The organism is Pseudomonas sp. S36 (assembly GCF_016647875.1).
Classification (GTDB): Bacteria; Pseudomonadota; Gammaproteobacteria; order Pseudomonadales; family Pseudomonadaceae; genus Aquipseudomonas; species Aquipseudomonas parafulva.
On record NZ_JACVVG010000001.1, the window covers coordinates 50,494 to 68,194 of the forward strand.

15 protein-coding genes are annotated in these 17,701 nt (G+C 62.8%); 9 read left to right on the plus strand and 6 right to left on the minus strand.

Annotated features, from left to right (window positions below; genetic code table 11):
• Nucleotides 1–255 precede the first annotated feature (255 nt).
• From IAE36_RS00220 to IAE36_RS00230, 3 genes are all read left to right on the plus strand, one after another.
• Entirely contained in the window at nucleotides 256–2,514 is a 2,259-nt protein-coding gene (locus IAE36_RS00220) for a TonB-dependent receptor (RefSeq protein WP_201209547.1), read from the plus strand.
• 147 nt (nucleotides 2,515–2,661) lie between these two features.
• Nucleotides 2,662–3,597 carry a LysR family transcriptional regulator gene (locus IAE36_RS00225; protein ID WP_201209548.1) on the plus strand — a complete coding sequence of 312 codons (936 nt, stop codon included), beginning with the start codon at nucleotides 2,662–2,664 and terminating at the stop codon, nucleotides 3,595–3,597.
• Between the two features lie 71 nt (nucleotides 3,598–3,668).
• Nucleotides 3,669–3,923 carry a type B 50S ribosomal protein L31 gene (locus tag IAE36_RS00230; protein WP_028633961.1) on the plus strand — a complete coding sequence of 85 codons (255 nt, stop codon included), beginning with the start codon at nucleotides 3,669–3,671 and terminating at the stop codon, nucleotides 3,921–3,923.
• A 44-nt stretch (nucleotides 3,924–3,967) separates the two neighbouring features.
• On the opposite strand, the gene dksA is transcribed toward IAE36_RS00230, so the two are convergent.
• From dksA to hisI, 3 genes are read right to left on the minus strand one after another with little or no spacing between them, the layout of a single operon-like run.
• Nucleotides 3,968–4,372, minus strand: a complete 405-nt coding sequence (gene dksA / locus IAE36_RS00235) for an RNA polymerase-binding protein DksA (RefSeq protein ID WP_028633960.1) — start codon at nucleotides 4,370–4,372, stop codon at nucleotides 3,968–3,970.
• A gap of 32 nt (nucleotides 4,373–4,404) precedes the next feature.
• The gene (locus IAE36_RS00240) at nucleotides 4,405–5,751 is read right to left on the minus strand and encodes a dihydroorotase (protein ID WP_201209549.1); all 1,347 of its coding nucleotides are present in this window, start codon (nucleotides 5,749–5,751) and stop codon (nucleotides 4,405–4,407) included.
• Nucleotides 5,748–6,161 carry a phosphoribosyl-AMP cyclohydrolase gene (gene hisI, locus IAE36_RS00245; protein WP_201209550.1) on the minus strand — a complete coding sequence of 138 codons (414 nt, stop codon included), beginning with the start codon at nucleotides 6,159–6,161 and terminating at the stop codon, nucleotides 5,748–5,750. Before hisI ends, IAE36_RS00240 begins: the two co-directional genes overlap by 4 nt.
• A 101-nt stretch (nucleotides 6,162–6,262) precedes the next feature.
• Between hisI and IAE36_RS00250 the strand changes: the two genes are divergently transcribed.
• The 3 genes from IAE36_RS00250 (at nucleotide 6,263) to IAE36_RS00260 (ending at nucleotide 8,826) form a co-directional block, all read left to right on the plus strand.
• On the plus strand, nucleotides 6,263–6,700 hold the full coding sequence (locus IAE36_RS00250) for a DUF4440 domain-containing protein (protein WP_201209552.1): 438 nt from the start codon (nucleotides 6,263–6,265) through the stop codon (nucleotides 6,698–6,700).
• Between the two features lie 9 nt (nucleotides 6,701–6,709).
• Nucleotides 6,710–7,744 (plus strand): porphobilinogen synthase, encoded by a 1,035-nt coding sequence (hemB, locus tag IAE36_RS00255; protein WP_201209554.1) that lies wholly within the window; start codon nucleotides 6,710–6,712, stop codon nucleotides 7,742–7,744.
• 74 nt (nucleotides 7,745–7,818) lie between these two features.
• Complete coding sequence (locus IAE36_RS00260; RefSeq protein ID WP_201209556.1) at nucleotides 7,819–8,826, plus strand: zinc-binding alcohol dehydrogenase family protein; 1,008 nt, start codon at nucleotides 7,819–7,821, stop codon at nucleotides 8,824–8,826.
• A 3-nt stretch (nucleotides 8,827–8,829) separates the two neighbouring features.
• Here the strand turns inward: IAE36_RS00260 and IAE36_RS00265 are convergent, their stop codons facing one another.
• Nucleotides 8,830–9,459 (minus strand): dTMP kinase, encoded by a 630-nt coding sequence (locus IAE36_RS00265; RefSeq protein WP_201209558.1) that lies wholly within the window; start codon nucleotides 9,457–9,459, stop codon nucleotides 8,830–8,832.
• A 197-nt stretch (nucleotides 9,460–9,656) separates the two neighbouring features.
• On the opposite strand from IAE36_RS00265, the gene IAE36_RS00270 reads away from it, so the two are divergent.
• The gene (locus tag IAE36_RS00270) at nucleotides 9,657–12,200 is read left to right on the plus strand and encodes an HWE histidine kinase domain-containing protein (RefSeq protein ID WP_201209559.1); all 2,544 of its coding nucleotides are present in this window, start codon (nucleotides 9,657–9,659) and stop codon (nucleotides 12,198–12,200) included.
• A 207-nt stretch (nucleotides 12,201–12,407) separates the two neighbouring features.
• Here IAE36_RS00270 and IAE36_RS00275 read toward each other — a convergent pair whose 3' ends face one another.
• Nucleotides 12,408–14,051 carry an acetolactate synthase large subunit gene (locus IAE36_RS00275; protein ID WP_201209560.1) on the minus strand — a complete coding sequence of 548 codons (1,644 nt, stop codon included), beginning with the start codon at nucleotides 14,049–14,051 and terminating at the stop codon, nucleotides 12,408–12,410.
• 170 nt (nucleotides 14,052–14,221) lie between these two features.
• Between IAE36_RS00275 and IAE36_RS00280 the strand changes: the two genes are divergently transcribed.
• Complete coding sequence (locus IAE36_RS00280; RefSeq protein ID WP_201209561.1) at nucleotides 14,222–15,103, plus strand: LysR family transcriptional regulator; 882 nt, start codon at nucleotides 14,222–14,224, stop codon at nucleotides 15,101–15,103.
• Between the two features lie 149 nt (nucleotides 15,104–15,252).
• Complete coding sequence (locus IAE36_RS00285; protein ID WP_201209562.1) at nucleotides 15,253–16,437, plus strand: MFS transporter; 1,185 nt, start codon at nucleotides 15,253–15,255, stop codon at nucleotides 16,435–16,437.
• A 12-nt stretch (nucleotides 16,438–16,449) separates the two neighbouring features.
• Here IAE36_RS00285 and IAE36_RS00290 read toward each other — a convergent pair whose 3' ends face one another.
• Nucleotides 16,450–17,664: a diaminopropionate ammonia-lyase gene (locus tag IAE36_RS00290; protein WP_201209563.1), complete on the minus strand. Its 1,215-nt coding sequence runs from the start codon at nucleotides 17,662–17,664 to the stop codon at nucleotides 16,450–16,452.
• Nucleotides 17,665–17,701 lie beyond the last annotated feature (37 nt).

Here is a 17,701-nt window from a genome sequence, read left to right on the forward strand (position 1 = left end):
TTTCACCCCCTCTGCGCGATCCTGAACCTATCCCTACGTGTGATAGACCTTGCCCGCCTAGCAGCGGGCTTTCTTTTGCCCGCGATTTGACCTGCCCGCCCTTCCCGATCCCCTCTGATGACATGCCCGCGCTTGCAAACGGCCGTCCGCGTCGTTACATAAAATCTAAGCGGTAATGATTCGCAATAGCTATCATGTAGTTCTCCGCCGCCAGGCTGGATCCCGTCATCCCCTTTTCCTCAAGCAGGTCGACTCATGTACGTCCCCAACTTCCCGCGCAAATGCGCGTTGCGCGCTGTCTGGCTGCCCCTTGGGCTTGTTGCGAGCGTTGCATCCCCCATGGCCTTGGCACAGCAGAGCCTGGAGATCCCCGTCCCCACTACGCAACCGGCCAGCGCCAAGGGGGCACAGGGAGCGGTGCTGGAGCTGGACGAGACAGCGGTATCGGCCAGTGCAGACGCATCCAGGGACGGCCTTGTGCCTGAGTACGAGGGTGGCCAGGTGGCCCGCGGTGGGCGGGTGGGTATTCTGGGCAACAAGGACTACATGGAGACGCCGTTCACCTCCACCTCCTACACCAACCAGCTGATCCAGGACCAGCAGGCCCACAGCGTCGCGGATATCCTGCAAAACGACCCTTCGGTGCGCATCGCCAGGGGGTTCGGCAACTTCCAGGAGCTGTACATGATGCGCGGCTTCCCGCTGTACTCCGATGACATCGCCTACAACGGGCTGTACGGGCTGCTACCTCGGCAATACGTGGCCTCGGAATTCATCGAGCGGGTTGAAGTGTTCCGGGGTGCCAGTGCGTTCCTCAACGGCGCAGCGCCCGGCGGCACGGGCATTGGCGGGGCTATCAATATTCTGCCCAAACGCGCACCGAATACCCCGCTCACCCGGCTGACCGTAGGCGCGGAAAACCGCGGGTTCGGCACGGTGTCCGCCGACGTGGCCCGGCGCTTCGGTGAAGAGGACCGCTTTGGCGTACGCGTGAACGTGGCCAAACGCGGCGGTGAAACGGCGGTGCAGGACCAGGACCGCTCGCTGGACATGTTCGCCCTGGGCCTGGATTACCAGGGTGAGCGCTTGCGCCTGTCGGCGGACCTTGGCAACCAGTACCACTTCATCGACAACCCGCTGCCCAGCGTCACCCCCACAGGCCGGGTGCTCAGCCCACCGGATGCCGACAAGAACTACGGGCAACCCTGGACCTATTCCAAAGAAAAACAGACATTCGGGACCTTCCGCGCCGAGTACGACCTGTCCGACGCGCTCACCACCTGGGCGGCGGTGGGCATGCGCAAGGGCGAAGAGAAAAACGTGCTGGCCAACCCGTCTTCCGATGCAAACGGCGTGACACGCTCCACGCGCTTTGACAATTACCGGGAAGAAACCGTAACCACCGGTGAGGTGGGCATGCGTTACAGCCTGCAGACCGGCCCCGTGTCGCATCAGTGGGTGGTATCTGGCGCGATGTACGACACCAAGGACCGCAATGCCTGGGCTGGCAACTTTACCGGGTTTGCCAATGACCTGTACGACCCCTTCACCGTGGCCAAGCCAGGCAACACCAGTTTCAGCGGCTCCATGTCCGACCCACACATCACCTCGCGCACCCACACCCAAAGCCTTGCCATCGCCGACACACTCGGCTTTTTCGATGACCAGTTACTCGTTACCCTCGGCGCACGCCGCCAGGGCCTGGACGTGACCGGTTACGACTACAACTCCGGTGACAAAACGTCCCAGTACAACCGCTACGAGACCACCCCTGTAGCCGGCGTGGTGTATCAGCTCAATGAGCAGTTCTCTGTGTACGCCAACTACATCGAAGGCCTGACCAAGGGCGACACGGCGGGTGCCACCACTACCCTGCCCGACGGCTCGAAGGCTCCCGTCCTCAACGCCGGCGCCTCCCTGGCACCTTATGTGGCCAAACAGACTGAGCTTGGCGTGAAATACGACGGCGGCGGTTTGGGCGGTAGCCTGGCCGTGTTCGAGACCCGCAAGCCGGTGGGCATCGTCGAGAACCAGGTATTCAAGGACGGTGGCGAACAGCGCAACCGCGGTATCGAACTATCGCTGTTCGGCGAGCCAACCCCTGGGGTGCGGCTGCTGGGTGGGGTGACGCTGCTGGACGCTGAACTCACCAAGACCCAGAACGGCCAGAACGATGGCAACGAACCCATTGGCGTGCCCAGAACCCAGGCTAACGTGGGTGGCGAATGGGACGTACCCGGCGTGAATGGGCTGACCTTGACCAGCCGAGTGGTGTATACCAGCCGCCAGTACGTGAACAACGCCAACAGCCTGGAAATCCCGTCCTGGACCCGCCTGGACCTGGGGGCGCGTTACGGTTTCAAGGTGGACGACAAGGACGTGACCCTGCGTGCACGCCTGGATAACGTTGCCGGGCGTGATTATTGGGCGTCGGCCGGTGGCTACCCGGGTTCCAACTACCTGGTACTGGGTGCGCCACGCACCTTGTCCCTGAGCGCTTCAGTCGACTTCTGAGCAAAAACCCTCAGGTGGCAGGCAGCAAATATCGATGTATAAGAATATGAATATTAATTCTATTTAGGAATAAATAATTTCCTTATTCTGGTCGTCCCAAGCGCCGGCATGTTTAGTGCCGGCGCCCTACTTACCGTCGACCGCGCCATGAACTTCAAACAGCTCAGCCATTTTGTCGCCCTCATCGAACACCGCAGTTTCGTGCGGGCGTCAGAAGCCTGCAACATCACCCAGCCCGCTTTCAGCCGTAGCATTCGCGGTCTTGAAGAGGCGCTGGGCTGCCAATTGGTCGATCGCCACTCCGGCCGCAACTTTCAGCCTACGGTACAGGGCGAGCGGGTGCTTCAGCATGCCCGCAGCGTGCTGGAGGGCATGTCGCGCCTCACCCGCGAACTGCACGACGGGGCTGGGCTGGAGGCCGCCGAAATCCGTGTGGGCTGCGCACCTTTTGCCAGCGAACTGCTTGTGCCACCCGCTATTTCGCGTTTCTTGGGCGATTACCCGCGTATGCAGGTACGCCTTGAGGTGGCGCACTGGCAGGGATTGGTGCGAGGGCTGAAGCGTGACACGCTGGATTTTCTCATCACGACCTCGGAACCCTTCACGCTGGATGAGCAGTACGAGGTAACCCCATTGCATCCCCAGCGCATGGCACTGGTTTGCAGGGCGGGCCACCCATTGTTGCAACAGCCTGGCCGCCTGACAGCCGCGCGGTTGTTCAGCTTCCCGGTCGCGCTGCCAGCCGGTGCACGCCCGGTGCTCGGCCGCATGGCCCGGGTACTGGGGGTTCAGCCCCCAGCGGTCGCCTTGGAAAGCGATACTGCCAACGGGCTGCTGCGGGTGGTGGCAGGCAGCGATCTGATCGGGCTCACGCACGTGGCTGGCCTTGAAGCTGAAATGACCGCGCTCGGCGTTCAACCTCTGGATCAACTGGAAGAGGGGCTAAGCCCCTTCGCTCGCTACGCGGTCATCCAACGGCGCGAGCAGCGGCTGAGCCCGGCTTGCGAGCTGCTGCTGGAGTACATCAAAGAGGCTGACGCCACGCCTGCTGCATTCGGCGCTGCGTTGAAACTGGCAAACTGAAGGTGCCGACCTTGGAATGAGAGTGAATATCATCTATATTGTTACTTTATATCATTCCAAGGATCTTACTTATGAAGCCTGGCATCCACCCCAACTACCGCCCTGTGCTGTTCCATGACGTCTCTGCGAATGCCTTCTGGCTGGTCGGTTCAACCATCGATACCGACAAGACGCACACCCACAGCGACGGCGTCACCTACCCGTACGTGACACTCGACATCTCCAGTGCCTCCCACCCCGTGTATACCGGTCAGGAACGCAAGGCCAAGACCGAAGGCCGCGTTGCTGGCTTCAACAAGCGCTTCGCGGCGTTCACCGGCAAATAACCGCGCGCTGCCCTGGCCACTGCCATCAGGCACGCCAGGGCCGTTCAATCGTCACGCAGGTGGCGCTCCTTTCTCTCCTGCCGTTCCTTGGCTTCGATGCTGAGGGTGGCCGTTGGCCTCAACAGCATGCGGCGCAGCCCGATAGGCTCGCCGGTGTCCTTGCACCAGCCGTACTCCCCGCGTGCAATGCGCTCAAGCGATTCGTCGATCTTGTCCAGCAGCTTTTTCTCCCGCTCCAGCAGGCGCAGCTGCCACTGCCGTTGCTCCTCCACAGTGCCCAGGTCGGAAGGGTCGCTGCTGGGCTCGTAGTCACGCATCTGTTCGAACTCGTGGTCGATGCGCTGTTGCAAATCGGTACGCTGGGCGAGCAGCAGGTCGCGGAAAAACGCCAGTTGGGCGGCGTCCATGTAGGCCTCGGCAGGCATGCCCAGCAGTTCTTGTTCCGTCATGGTGTTATCTCTTGGTTCTGGGTGTGGTGAGGTCAGCGGCGCGAGGCAGCGAAGGCCAATGGCAGGCCCTGGCAGCTGTCGTGCAGGCGCTGCTCATGCCAGGCCAGCTGGCCGGACACCAGGGTGGTGGTAACCCGGTGGCGCAGGCTGTGGTGTTCGAACGGCGTCCATTGGCAGTGGGCAAGGACAGGGTCGAGGCGAACCGGCCGTGGCACGGTCAACCGTTCGACCAGTGCAAGGTCCGCCCAGTAGCCTTCGCGCAGGTAGCCGCGGTGCTGGATGCCGAACAGGTCGGCCACCGCGTGGCTGGTCTTGCGCACCAACTGTGTGAGGGGTAACAGGCCTTCCTCCACCAGCTCGAACAGGGCCGGCAAGGCGTGCTGCACCAGGGGCAACCCGGAGGGTGCCGACGCATAGGGGCGTTGCTTCTCAGCCCAGGTGTGGGGTGCGTGGTCGGTACCTATCACATCGATGCGGTCGTCGAGCAATGCCCGGCGCAAGGCATCCCTGTCTTCGCGGGCCTTGATGGCCGGGTTGCACTTGATCAGGTGGCCCAGGGCGGCGTAGTCGCTGTCATCGAACAGCAGGTGGTGCGCGCAGACCTCGGCGGTGATCAGCTTGTTCAGCACCGGGCCAGGCTCGAACAGCGCCAGCTCCCGTGCGGTAGTCAGGTGCAGCACATGCAGCCGTGTGCCATGGGTGTTGGCAAGCTCCACAGCTAGGCTGGACGAGCGCCAGCACGCCTGGGCGTCACGGATCAGCGGGTGCATCGCGGGTGGCACATGGTCGCCAAAGCGCTCGCGGTAACGCGCCTCGTTCGCCAGAATCGAGGGCGTGTGCTCGCAATGCGCCAGCAGCACTGTAGGTACCTGCGCGAACAGCCGCTCAAGCACCTTGGGGTCATCCACCAGCATGTTGCCCGTGGATGCCCCCATGAATACCTTCACGCCTGCCACCTGGCGTGGGTCCAGCGCAGCCACGGTGTCGAGGTTTTCGTTGCTCACGCCAAAGTGGAAGCCGTAGTTGGCCATTGAAGATGCCGCCGCCCGGCGCTTCTTGTCCTCCAGTGCGGTGAGGGTGAGCGTGGGCGGGTTGGTGTTGGGCATGTCCATGAAGCTGGTGATACCGCCCGCCACGGCGGCGCGGGATTCGCTGGCGATGGTCGCCTTGTGGCTGGCACCCGGCTCACGAAAGTGCACCTGGTCATCGATCATACCGGGGATGAGCCAGCGCCCTTCTGCATCGATTTCCACCTCGGCCGAGCCGTTGGTGATGCTGGAGGCGATCTTTTCAATTCGGCCATGAGCCACCAAGACATCAGCGTCGAACACTGCCCCTTCGTTGACCGCCCGGGCGTTACGGATAAGAACGCTGCTCATGGCACCGACCCCGCCGGGTTGCCCCGCACCACTACCTCATCACCGTCGATGACGTTGTAGAAACAGCTGCGTCGACCGGTATGGCAAGCCCCCGCAACCTGGTCGACCAACAGCAGCAAGGCGTCCCCGTCGCAATCCAGGCGCACCTCTTTCACGTGCTGGACGCTGCCAGAGGTCAGGCCTTTGCGCCAAAGGCCCTGACGCGAACGTGACCAGTAGCAGGTACGGCGGGTGTGCAAGGTCTCATGCAGGGCGGCGCGGTTCATCCAGGCCAGCATCAGTACCTCGCCGGTGTCGTATTGCACGGCGACGGCAGGCACCAGCCCCTGGTCGTTCCAGGGGATATGGCCGATGACATCGCCGAGGGGAAAGCGGGCGCCCGCTCGTGCGCGTTCGAGGGTAGTGAACATAGGCTGGAACCTGAGTAAAATGCATGTGTTATAACATAACATATGTTTTTGTCTTTTCAGCCTCCCTTCCCTCGCGTTAGTCATAAAAAAGGTAAGCCTTCATGACCCAGAACCCCCCATCACCTGCCATCCAGGCTCCCTACGCCGACACAGAGATGGCCTGCCTGGCAGGCGCCAAGGCAGCCCTGCACAGGTGGGCCGAAACCGTAGCCACGCGTGATGTGGACAAGGTGCTGGCGCTGTATGCTGCCGACGCGATCCTGGTCCCTACCCTGTCCAACCTGGTACGCGACTGCGACGACAGCCGCCGTAATTACTTCGAGAACTTCCTGGCCAACGATGGCCTGGTGTGCGACATCCAGGTGTTCAAGAAACGTGTCAGTCGCAAGCTGGGCACCGTGGTGGTGGGTGGGCTTTACACGTTCGTGTACCGGGAGGGTGGCGAGCAGCGCACCGTACCGGCGCGCTTTCTGTTCACCTTCGAGCGCATCGATGAACAATGGCTTATCACTGGGCATCATTCGTCGATCGAAGCCTGAGGGGTCACCATGAACAGCCCTTACCTACCCGGCCGGTACCCGGCTGTGCGCCTGCGCCGCACCCGTGCAGATGACTGGACACGGCGCGTGGTGGCCGAACACTCGCTGTCGGCAGACGACCTCATCTGGCCCATATTCGTCATGGACGGGGTTGGCAAACGAGAGCCCATTACGACCATGCCTGGGCAGTGGCGGGTGTCACTGGACCAGTTGGTCGCCCATGCCGAGGCGGCGGTGGCGCTGGGCATACCGGCCGTTGCGCTGTTTCCTTGCCTGGCCAGCGAAAGCAAGGATGCCGAAGGCACACAGGCGTTGAACCCTGACAACCTGATGTGCCGGGCAGCCAGGTTGCTCAAGGCCGCGTTCCCTGCCCTTGGCCTGATAGGCGATGTCGCGCTCGACCCCTATACCGACCACGGGCATGACGGTGTGATACGCGGTGGCACGGTGGCGAATGACCCCAGCGTGGAGCTGCTGGCAAAACAAGCGGTTGTGTTAGCCGAGGCTGGCTTCGATACCTTGGCCCCCTCCGACATGATGGATGGACGCATTGGCGTGCTCAGGGCTGCGCTGGACCATGCCGGCTTGCAGCACGTACGGCTTATCGCCTACGCAGCCAAATACGCCTCGGCCTTCTATGGCCCCTTCAGGGACGCACTGGGCAGTGGACAGGCGCTGCGTGGCGACAAGCTCACCTACCAGATGGACCCGGCCAACAGTGACGAGGCGCTCAGGGAAGTGGCCCTGGACCTGCAGGAAGGTGCCGACATGGTCATGGTCAAGCCGGGCATGCCCTATCTCGACATCATCCACCGGGTAAACACCACCTTTGGCGTGCCCACATTGGCGTACCAGGTCAGCGGCGAGTATTCCATGATCAAAGGTGCCATCGACAATGGCTGGCTGGACCCGGAACGCGCGGTGTTGGAAGCCCTGCTGGCCTTCAAGCGTGCCGGCTGCAGCGCAATACTGAGCTATTTCGCGGTGGATGCCGCCCGGCTGCTGGCACGCGACCGTCTTTCACTGCCAAAGACAAAGTCTTAATGCTTCAAGGCTATTTTTCTCTTTCAGCGACAGGAATACCCTGACCCTCTTTCCTATTGCTCAAGGCCAGCCCCATGAAATCTGTCGTTTACTCGCAACCCGGTCTCCCGATCGAGCATGCGCAATCGCTGTATGACGCAGACCTGCCCACCCCTACACCAGGCGCCCGTGACCTGTTGGTAGAAGTGAAAGCGATCGCGGTGAACCCGGTTGACACCAAGATCAGGGCCAGCCGTGGTGGCGACACGCCGCAGGTGCTGGGCTGGGACGCCGTTGGCGTGGTGCGCGAGGTGGGCGCTGATGTTTCGTTGTTCAAGGCGGGCGACGAGGTGTTCTACGCCGGTGCCATCGACCGCGCGGGCTGCTACAGCGAGTTTCACGTGGTCGACGAGCGCATCGTTGGCGCCAAGCCGCACAGCCTGACTGTAGCGGAGGCCGCCGCCCTGCCCTTGACCGCCATCACCGCCTGGGAACTGCTGTTCGACCGCCTGCGCGTCGAAGAGCAAGGCGGCCAAGGCCAGCGCCTGCTTGTCATTGGCGCCGGCGGTGGCGTAGGTTCGATACTGGTGCAACTGGCCAGGCGCCTGACCCAACTTACCGTAATCGGCACGGCCTCACGCCCGCAAACCCGGCAATGGATCAAGGACCTTGGCGCACACCATGTGATCGACCACAGCGCGCCGCTGGCGCCGCAGTTGCGCGAACTGGGGTTGGAGCCCATCGACCACGTGATCAGCCTGACCCACACCGACACCTATCTGGAGCAGTTGGTAGAGGTACTGCGCCCTCAGGGGCAACTGGCCCTGATCGATGACCCGGCACAGCTGGATGTGATGCCGCTCAAGCGTAAGTCGTTGTCGCTGCACTGGGAATTGATGTTCACCCGTTCGCTGTACCAGACCGACGACATGATCAAGCAGCACCAATTGCTGTGCCGTGTCGCGCAACTGGTCGATGACGGGGTGCTGAAGACCACCTTGGGCGAGCATTTTGGCAAGATCGATGCGGCCAACTTGAAACGCGCTCACGCGGTGATCGAAAGCGGCAAGGCGCGGGGCAAGATTGTGCTTGAGGGGTTCTAACCCTTAATCGATGCGCAAGCGCTCGCTGTGTACGCGCTCGACTGCAGCCACGATTTGCGCCACAGCCACATCGATGGGCCCGTCGTTGTGGCACAGCAGCCAGCCATGCTCTTGAGCGGCGAGTGTGAACGCGGCCGTGCACGCTGCCTGCTCCTCCAAGCTATGGATCACGGTGCTGCCCAGCCCACGGGTGCGTGAGGCAGCCCTGGCCCAGGAAACCTGCGGGGCCGTGACTACGGCGATGTGCAGGTCGGGTACCTGTACACCGTATTGCCGGTTCAGTTGCAGAATCTGGCTGAACGGCAGGGTTCGGCGAAACGCTGCGTCAGACGGGTACCAGCGGTCAATCAGGATGATGCTGTCTTGGGGTTGCCGGGGCAGGACGTGCCGGGTGATCCAGGCCCGGCTGTGCGCCAGGCGCTCGCACACACGCAGCTCCAGCTCGGCGCCGGGTTGCCGGGCAAGCTGATTGACCAAGGCCATGGTGTCGCCCCGTGCCGGGTCGCACTTGCGCTCACAGAGCCTGATTACCTTCCTGCCGCCTGCCCTCAGCGCTTGGGTCACGGCTTCCAGCAATGTGGTCTTGCCGGTGCCTTTGGGCCCGTCCATGGCAATGAAAAGCGGTCGGTTCATTAGGGTTACCCGTTGAGCAGTGGGCGGCATGAGACCACCGAACCCCGTGTTCAGACAAGCCAACCGTCCATTCAAACAGCTGACCGTCAAAAAAACCGCTAGCCCCGCAACCGTCAGCTATGCCCGGGCCAGCCGGCCTGCTAGGCTGACCAAGGCGGCCCAGCGGGCAGCCTTTACATTTTTCACAGGCCTGGCTAATGACCTCCGACCCACTGGTAAACCTGAGCAACTGCGACCACGAGCCCATCCAGATTCCAGGCAGCATCCAGCCCCATGGCTGCCTGCTGACCTGCGACGCGTCCGCAACCATCCTCCTGCGTCATTCGCTGAACGCCCCGCAACTGCTGGGGGTAGAGGGTGCCATCAATGGCCAGAAGCTGGACGCCGTCCTCGGTGCCGAACTTGCTCATACCCTGCGCAATGCCCTGGCACGCCTGCGCGAAGGCTCCCGCCCTGCGCTTCGCTTCGCAGAGGTGCTGCCCAACGGCGTGGCTGTGGACGTCACCGCCCACCTGTACAAGGGCAATGCGCTGCTGGAGTTCGAGCTGGCCGGCCAAAGTGGCGCCGAACCCGTCGAGCTGGCCCGCACCCTGATTGCCGAACTGCGGGAAATCGACAAGACCAACCGCCTGTTCCGTGATGCAGCGCGCTTTGTGCGGGCGGTGCTGGGCTATGACCGGGTGATGATCTACCAGCTGGACAGTGACGGTGCCGGCAAGGTCATCGCCGAAGCCAAGCGCAGCATTCTGGAGAGTTTTCTGGGGCAGTACTTTCCGGCGTCCGATATTCCGCCCCAGGCACGCTCGCTGTACCTGCGCAACCTGATCAGGGTCATCCCGGATGTGGGCTTCGAGCCAGTCGCCATTGAACCTGTGCTGGACGCTTCAGGTGAGCCGCTGGACCTTTCGTACGCGCACCTGCGCAGCGTCTCCCCCGTGCACTGCGAGTACCTGCACAACATGGGTGTGGGCGCCTCGATGTCGATTTCCGTCATCGTCAAAGGTGAGCTGTGGGGGCTGATTGCCTGTCATCACTATTCGCCGCGCACGTTGAACATGGGTCAACGCGTGGCAGCGGAGATGTTCGGTGAGTTCTTCTCGCTGCACATCGAGACCCTGCACAGCCGGCAAAAGCTCGAAGCCGCCGTGCAGGTGCACGAAACCCTCGACGTGATGCTGCGCGATGCCAACCATGCCGCCGATATGGACATGTTCTTCCAGGGGCGTCTGCCGCGCCTGATGGCGCTGATACCGTGCGATGGCATTGGCCTGTCGTTGCAGGGGCGCTGGTCGTCCTCCGGCACGGTACCGCCAAAAACCGCGCTACCCGAATTGTTGCGGTTTGCCGACGGCATCACCGAAGGCAGAACCTGGGCATCCCACCGCCTGGCAACGGCTCATCCGGCAGCCCAGGCGTACTTCACCGAGGTGTCCGGGGTGCTGATACTGCCTATATCGCAGCGCCCGCGAGACTACATCATCTTCTTCCGCAAGGAGGTGGTGGAAACCCTGGACTGGGCGGGCGACCCTAATAAAACCTACATCAGCGGCGCCTTGGGTGACCGCCTGACGCCACGCAAAAGCTTTGCCATCTGGAAAGAAACGGTCCACCAGCAGTCATTGCCCTGGACGGAGCAGGACCGTCAGTTCGGCGATGCCATCCGCACTGCCATCGTCGAAGTCGTGCTGCACAACAGCGAGTTGCTGGCGAGCGAGCGGTCCAAGGCCGAGGTGCGCCAGCGCATTCTCAACGAAGAGCTGAACCACAGGGTCAAGAACATCCTGTCGCTGATTGGCGCGCTGGTCGCCCACCCTACTTCCGAAAGCCAGACGCTCCAGGGTTATGTGGCCACGCTGCAGGGGCGGATCCAGGCACTGGCACTGGCGCACGACCAGGTGGTGCGCGGCGACGGCGGTGGGCGGCTGGCGATGCTGCTGGACGCGGAGCTGTCGCCCTACCGCACCGCCAGTGGGGTGATCGAGCTGCAGGGGCCGAACGTGATCCTCGATGCACGGGCCTATTCGGTGATGGCGTTGGTGCTGCATGAACTTGCCACCAACGCGGCCAAGTACGGGGCGTTGTCGCGCCCGGGCGGCACTCTGTCGGTCAGCTGGGCACTGGATGAGGCAGGCGCCTGCACCATCGAGTGGCAGGAACGCGGCGGCCCGCCCGTGCGCGCGCCCAGCCGCAATGGTTTTGGCTCGGTGCGGATCAGCCGCAGCATCCCCTTCGACCTGGGCGGTACCAGCCAGGTCGAGTATTGCCCGGAGGGGCTGCGTGGTTGTTTCACCATCCCCGATAAACACCTGGCGCTTGGCGAGGCGGAGGCTGCGGCGACAGCCGGCACAACGGCGGCATCGTCCGGGGAGCGCTTTGCGGCTCGGGCGGGTTTGAACGTGCTGATTCTGGAGGATCAGCTGGTGATTGCCGTAGGCCTGGAGCAGATTTTGACCGACGCGGGTGTGGACTGCGTAATGACGGCGAGTTCCGAGCACGAAGCCATGCAGTTGCTGACAGTGGGCCAGCCGGATGCAGCCATCCTGGATGTGAATCTGGGGCGGAGCACGTCGATTTCCGTGGCTGATGAGCTCACGCGCCGTGGGATACCCTTCCTGTTTGCCACCGGTTACGGCGACGGCATCAGCATCCCCGCGCACCTGAAGCACATCCCGGTCACGCGCAAGCCGTACGACACCACCACCATCCTGGCAAACCTGCAGAGCTTGTTGAAGCCACAGTAACCCTGTGGGAGCGGGTTCATCCGCGAAGCAGGCAGCGCGATACATGGCACCGGCTTCGCCGGTGTTCGCGGCTGAAGCCGCTCCCACAGAGCCTCCTAAAATCAATAGGTTATGTGAACTTCATGAGAACAGATCTAGCTGGCAACCCGGGCGCAGAGCACCCGGAAAGAGGCAGGCGGCGGGCCGCGTTCACCCACCACCTTGATCTCAGATAGCCAATGCGCGCTCGCGCAGTTCGCTGTTGAGAATGCGGTCGTTCTCGCTGTAGTCGACCGGGCAGTCGATCACATGCACGCCTGGGGTCTTGATGCAGTGCTCCAGCAACGGCAGCAAACCTTCAGCGCTTTCCACACGGTGGCCATTGGCACCGTAGGCCTCGGCATACTTCACGAAGTCCGGGTTGCCGTAGTCCAGGCCGAAATCGGTGAAGCCCATGTTCGCCTGCTTCCAGCGGATCATGCCGTAGCCGTCATCGCGCAGAATCACAACGGTCACGTGCATGCCCAGGCGTACGGCAGTTTCCAGCTCCTGGCTGTTCATCATGAAGCCACCGTCGCCACACACCGAAATCACCGGGCGGTCCGGGTACACCAGGTGCGCCGCCATGGCCGACGGCAAGCCGGCGCCCATGGTCGCCAGGGCGTTGTCCAGCAGCACGGTGTTAGGCTTGTGGGCCTTGTAGTTGCGGGCGAACCAGATCTTGTAGATGCCGTTGTCCAAGGCCACGATGCCTTCGGACGGCAGCACGCGACGGATGTCGGCCACCAGGCGCTGCGGGTAGACCGGGAAGCGGTCGTCGTCGGCGCCTTCGGCGGTCTGCGCTTCGTTGGCCTCGCGAATGGCCATCAGGCGCGCGAAGTCCCAGTGGCTGGTATCGGTCAGGGCCTCGCCAATCTGCCACACGGCGTTGGCGATATCGCCGATCACTTCCACCTGCGGGAAGTACACCGCATCCACTTCAGCCGAACGGAAGTTGATGTGAATAACCTCGGTGCCGCCGCGCACCATGAAGAACGGCGGCTTCTCGATCACGTCGTGGCCGATGTTGACGATCAGGTCGGCTGCTTCGACGGCGCGGTGCACGAAATCACCCGAAGACAACGCGGCGTTGCCCAAAAAGCGTGGGTGACGCTCGTCCACCACACCTTTGCCCATCTGCGTGGTGATGAACGGGATACCGGTCTTGTCGATCAGCTGCTTGAGGACCTTGGCGGTCATCTTGCGGTTGGCGCCGGCGCCGATCACCAGGATCGGGTTGCGGGCGTTCTGCAGCTTCTGCACGGCTGCCTCGATGGCCTTGTGCTCAGCCAGCGGGCGACGGTGCAGGCTGGGGGGAATCGGCAGGCTGTCGGTCTGCTCGGCAGCGATGTCTTCCGGCAGCTCCAGGTGCACGGCACCGGGCTTTTCTTCTTCTGCCAGGCGGAAGGCTTCACGCATGCGCGCCGGGATGTTGTCAGCCGAGGCGAACTGGTGGGTGTACTTGGTGATGGGGTCCATCATGCCGCACACGTCGATGATCTGGAAACGGCCCTGCTTGGACTTCTTGATCGGCTTCTGGCCGGTGATCATCATCATCGGCATGCCGCCCAGATAGGCATAGGCACTGGCGGTGACCAGGTTGGTAGCACCGGGGCCGAGGGTAGACAAGCTGACGCCGGTCTTGCCGGTCAGGCGGCCATAGGTGGCCGCCATGAAGCCTGCGGACTGCTCGTGGCGGGTCAGTACCAGCTTGATCTTCGACTTGCGCAGGGATTCGAGCAGGTCGAGGTTTTCCTCACCAGGGATGCCGAATACATACTCGACACCTTCGTTTTCCAGACATTGCACAACGACATCGGCGGCCTTGGCCATTTAGGGTACTACCTCGAAATCTTGGAGGAATTGCGGCTTGTTAAAGCGGCGTGACTGAGATGTTGCAGGATGTCTCAGTGCCGCGCATCGTAGGCCTTCGCGTTAATAATATTAAATATATTGTTATGATGCTCAGCATCACAAAACGTTATGAATGGTAAACCCCGCCGATGAACCTCAAAGCACTGCGCTGCTGCGTCGAAATCGTACGTCAGGGCAGCTTCACCAAAGCGGCCCAGCACCTGCACATCGCCCAGCCAGCATTGAGCATGGCGGTGACGCGCCTGGAAGAGGAGCTGGGCGTCAGCCTGTTCAACCGCACCACCCGCAAAGTGGTGCTCACGGCCGAAGGCGAGCAGTTTCTGCCGCGCATTGCTTCGGCCCTGCGGGAGATGGACGTGGCCCGCCAGGAACTGCGCGACATGGCCGACCTCAAGCGCGGTGAAGTGCGCCTGGGCATCCCGCCGATGTTCGGCCTGCACTATGTGCCCGGCCTGATGAATGCCTTCCGCCGCCTCTACCCTGGCATTGCCATGACCGTGTTCGAGGGCAGCGCCGAGGACATTGGCCAGCGCCTGGAGCAACGTGACATCGACCTGGCCTTGCTCGAATCCAGGCGAGTACCCCCTGACAAACAGTCGATCCTGCTGGGCAGCGACGAGATGCTGGCCTGCATGCACCCGGACCACCCCTACGCCGGTAAAGACAGCCTGACGGCCGAGGACCTGCGCAACACCGACATGGTGGTGTTCGACCGCACCTTCGTGCAGCGCCAACTGCTGGATGCGTTTTTTGCAGAACACGGCATCACCTACCAGGTAGCCCTGCAAAGCAACTTTGTGTCGCTGGTGGTGCAGGCGGCACTGGACAACCTTGGCGTCGCGACATTGCTGCGCTCGGTCCAACTGCGGACCCCCGGCATCGTCGGGGTGCCGTTCAAACCCGCGCAGCAGATGAGCTTTCGCCTGTGCTGGCGGGCCGGGGAGTACTTATCGCTGGCCAGTAAACGGTTCATCGACTTTGCCGCGCAAAGCCAATACCTGGAGCGTTGAGCGGCAAGAGCACATTTGTACTCCTATCTGCACTTCCCTCCTTTCCCACGGTCAGACCGTAGGCCTGCCGTTAGACACGCTCGACGTCAAGGCCCATGATTCTCTAAGATTAAACTTTATCGTTTCAGCTTGTTGCATTAAGGACCACGATGTCAGTTCAGCAATTACCCCCGCTGCCCACCAAAGGCACCGTCGCCAGGATGGAAGCCGCCATGGCCCTGGGCAGCTTTGCCATCGGAACCGGCGAATTCGCGATCATGGGCCTGATGCCCGATATCGCCAGCAACCTGCAGTTGAGCGAGCCCCAGGTTGGCCACGCCATCAGTGCCTACGCGTTGGGGGTGATGGTGGGCGCCCCGACCCTGGCGATACTGGGGGCCAAGTTGCTGCGCAAGCACATGCTGCTGCTGCTGATGGCGCTGTATGCACTGGGCAACCTGGCCACTGCCTTTGCGCCCTCCTTCGGTGGCCTGGTGGCGTTCCGCTTCGTCAGCGGCCTGCCCCACGGCGCCTATTTCGGCATCGCCGCCGTGGTCGCTTCGAGCATGGTGGCCAGCAACCAGCGGGCGGGGGCTGTGGCACGGGTCATGATGGGCCTGACGCTGGCCATGCTGCTGGGCAACCCGGTCGCCACCTTCCTGGGCCAATACTTTGGCTGGCGTTCTGCGTTCGTGCTGGTGGGCGTAATTGCCCTGTGCACCATCGCCATGGTCTGGCGCTTCGTCCCCCAGCGGCACGATGAAGTGCGCAGCGACCCGCGCAAGGAGCTCAAGGCCTTCACCCTGCCCCAGGTGTGGATGGCGCTGGCCATCGCGTCCATTGGCTTCGCCGGCATGTTCTGCGTGTTCAGCTACCTGGCACCCACCATGCTGGAAGTCACCCGGGTAGCCCCGCAGTGGATCCCTTTTGGCCTGGCCGCATTCGGGCTGGGCGGTATCATCGGCAACATTGCCGGCGGCAAGCTGTTTGACCGGCTGCAGTTCCGGGCGGTGGGGCTGGTGCTGGCCTGGTCCATCGCCGTACTGCTGTTCTTTACCGTCGCTGCCCACGCCCTGTGGAGCCTGCTGCTCGGCGTTGGCCTGGTGGGCACCATGATCGCCCTGGCAGCCCCGTTACAGATCCGCCTGATGGACATCGCCCACGAGGCGCCAAGCCTTGCCGCTGCCTCGAACCACGCGGCCTTCAACCTGGCCAACGCCCTGGGCCCCTGGCTGGGCGGTATGGCCATCACGGCAGGCATGGGCTGGACCAGCACCGGTTTCATTGGCGCGGCTACCGCCCTGGCAGGCCTTGGGCTGTACTTCATCGCCCGGCGGATGAAGGGCGGCCACTGAACCTTACCAGGGTCAGGCAGCCGTCCACGCAGCCTGACGCGCCAGTACCGATTCGGCGCGCTCCCCCACCAGTTCGGCATACACACCCGGGGCTGTGGCGCCCTCGGTACTGATCACAAGCAGTCGTGCTTCAGGGCCAAGGGCCAGGCCCGCTGCAACGTCGGGCGCTTGTTCAAGCAAGTGCATGGCGCCTGCCAGCCCGGCCACGGCGGACTCACCCGCCAACACCGGTATGTCACCTTCACTGCCGGCTGCCAGGCGGCGCATGGCAGCTACCGCTTCAGCATCACTGACGGTCATGAAGGCATCGACGCTGGGTTGCAAAAAGCGCCACGCCAGCGGGGATGTCTCGCCGCAGGCCAGCCCCGCCATCACCGAGTCTACCGACCCGGTAGCCCTGGCCGGTTCACCGCGCAGCGCGCTCTGGTACAGGCAGTCGGCCTGTTCGGGCTCAACCACCACGAACACCGGACGATGCTCCGCATAGAGTTCCCACAGGTAGCTGACAACGCCTGCCGCCAGGCCGCCCACCCCACCTTGCAGAAAGACATGGGTGAACGGTGGCTGCCCGGCGTTGGCTTCGACGACTTCTGCAGCAATGGTGGCGTAGCCCTGCATCACATCCCGCGGGATCACCTCATAGCCTTCATAGGACGTGTCGGACACCACGTGCCAGCCGTTGCTGGCGGCCAGCGCAGCGGCGTGTGCCACCGACGCGTCATAATTGCCGGCAATACGCACGATCAGGGCACCGTAGGCGGCAATGGCGCGCTCACGCTCGATGCTCACGTGCGCATGCAGCACGATCACACAGCGGCAACCTATGCTCTGCGCGGCCGCCGCCAGGGCCCGCCCGTGGTTGCCATCGGTTGCACTGACAACGGTGAACTCGCTGAGCAACTGAGCGTGGTGCCCCGCAAGCACGCCATACGGGTGCATGCGTTGCAGGGGGAAGCTACCCAGCACCAGGCGCAGCAGTGCGATAGGCGCACCCAGTGCCTTGAAGCTGCCCAGTTCCGAGCGCACAGACTCATCCTTGACCGCTACCTGGGCAACACCCAGTTCGGCGGCTAGGCCGGGCAAGCTGTACAGCGGGGTGGGCTTCTGGTTCAGGCGAGCCCACCCGCCCAGCCAGTGACGGCTTTGCTGGGCGATGGCGATGCTCATCACCGCTTGAAGGGCACGTGGGTAAGGCTGGCGGCAAGCGTTGGGGTTACGAACGAACATGCAGTACGGCTCCTGCTGGCAAGCCAGCGATAGCAAC

Excerpts from the sequence above, each read along its gene's own strand:
- IAE36_RS00220 (WP_201209547.1), top strand. The coding sequence starts at position 256 with ATGTACGTCCCCAACTTCCCGCGCAAATGCGCGTTGCGCGCTGTCTGG.
- IAE36_RS00225 (WP_201209548.1), top strand. The coding sequence starts at position 2,662 with ATGAACTTCAAACAGCTCAGCCATTTTGTCGCCCTCATCGAACACCGC.
- IAE36_RS00230 (WP_028633961.1), top strand. The coding sequence starts at position 3,669 with ATGAAGCCTGGCATCCACCCCAACTACCGCCCTGTGCTGTTCCATGAC.
- dksA (WP_028633960.1), bottom strand. The coding sequence starts at position 4,372 with ATGACGGAACAAGAACTGCTGGGCATGCCTGCCGAGGCCTACATGGAC.
- IAE36_RS00240 (WP_201209549.1), bottom strand. The coding sequence starts at position 5,751 with ATGAGCAGCGTTCTTATCCGTAACGCCCGGGCGGTCAACGAAGGGGCA.
- hisI (WP_201209550.1), bottom strand. The coding sequence starts at position 6,161 with ATGTTCACTACCCTCGAACGCGCACGAGCGGGCGCCCGCTTTCCCCTC.
- IAE36_RS00250 (WP_201209552.1), top strand. The coding sequence starts at position 6,263 with ATGACCCAGAACCCCCCATCACCTGCCATCCAGGCTCCCTACGCCGAC.
- hemB (WP_201209554.1), top strand. The coding sequence starts at position 6,710 with ATGAACAGCCCTTACCTACCCGGCCGGTACCCGGCTGTGCGCCTGCGC.
- IAE36_RS00260 (WP_201209556.1), top strand. The coding sequence starts at position 7,819 with ATGAAATCTGTCGTTTACTCGCAACCCGGTCTCCCGATCGAGCATGCG.
- IAE36_RS00265 (WP_201209558.1), bottom strand. The coding sequence starts at position 9,459 with ATGAACCGACCGCTTTTCATTGCCATGGACGGGCCCAAAGGCACCGGC.
- IAE36_RS00270 (WP_201209559.1), top strand. The coding sequence starts at position 9,657 with ATGACCTCCGACCCACTGGTAAACCTGAGCAACTGCGACCACGAGCCC.
- IAE36_RS00275 (WP_201209560.1), bottom strand. The coding sequence starts at position 14,051 with ATGGCCAAGGCCGCCGATGTCGTTGTGCAATGTCTGGAAAACGAAGGT.
- IAE36_RS00280 (WP_201209561.1), top strand. The coding sequence starts at position 14,222 with ATGAACCTCAAAGCACTGCGCTGCTGCGTCGAAATCGTACGTCAGGGC.
- IAE36_RS00285 (WP_201209562.1), top strand. The coding sequence starts at position 15,253 with ATGTCAGTTCAGCAATTACCCCCGCTGCCCACCAAAGGCACCGTCGCC.
- IAE36_RS00290 (WP_201209563.1), bottom strand. The coding sequence starts at position 17,664 with ATGTTCGTTCGTAACCCCAACGCTTGCCGCCAGCCTTACCCACGTGCC.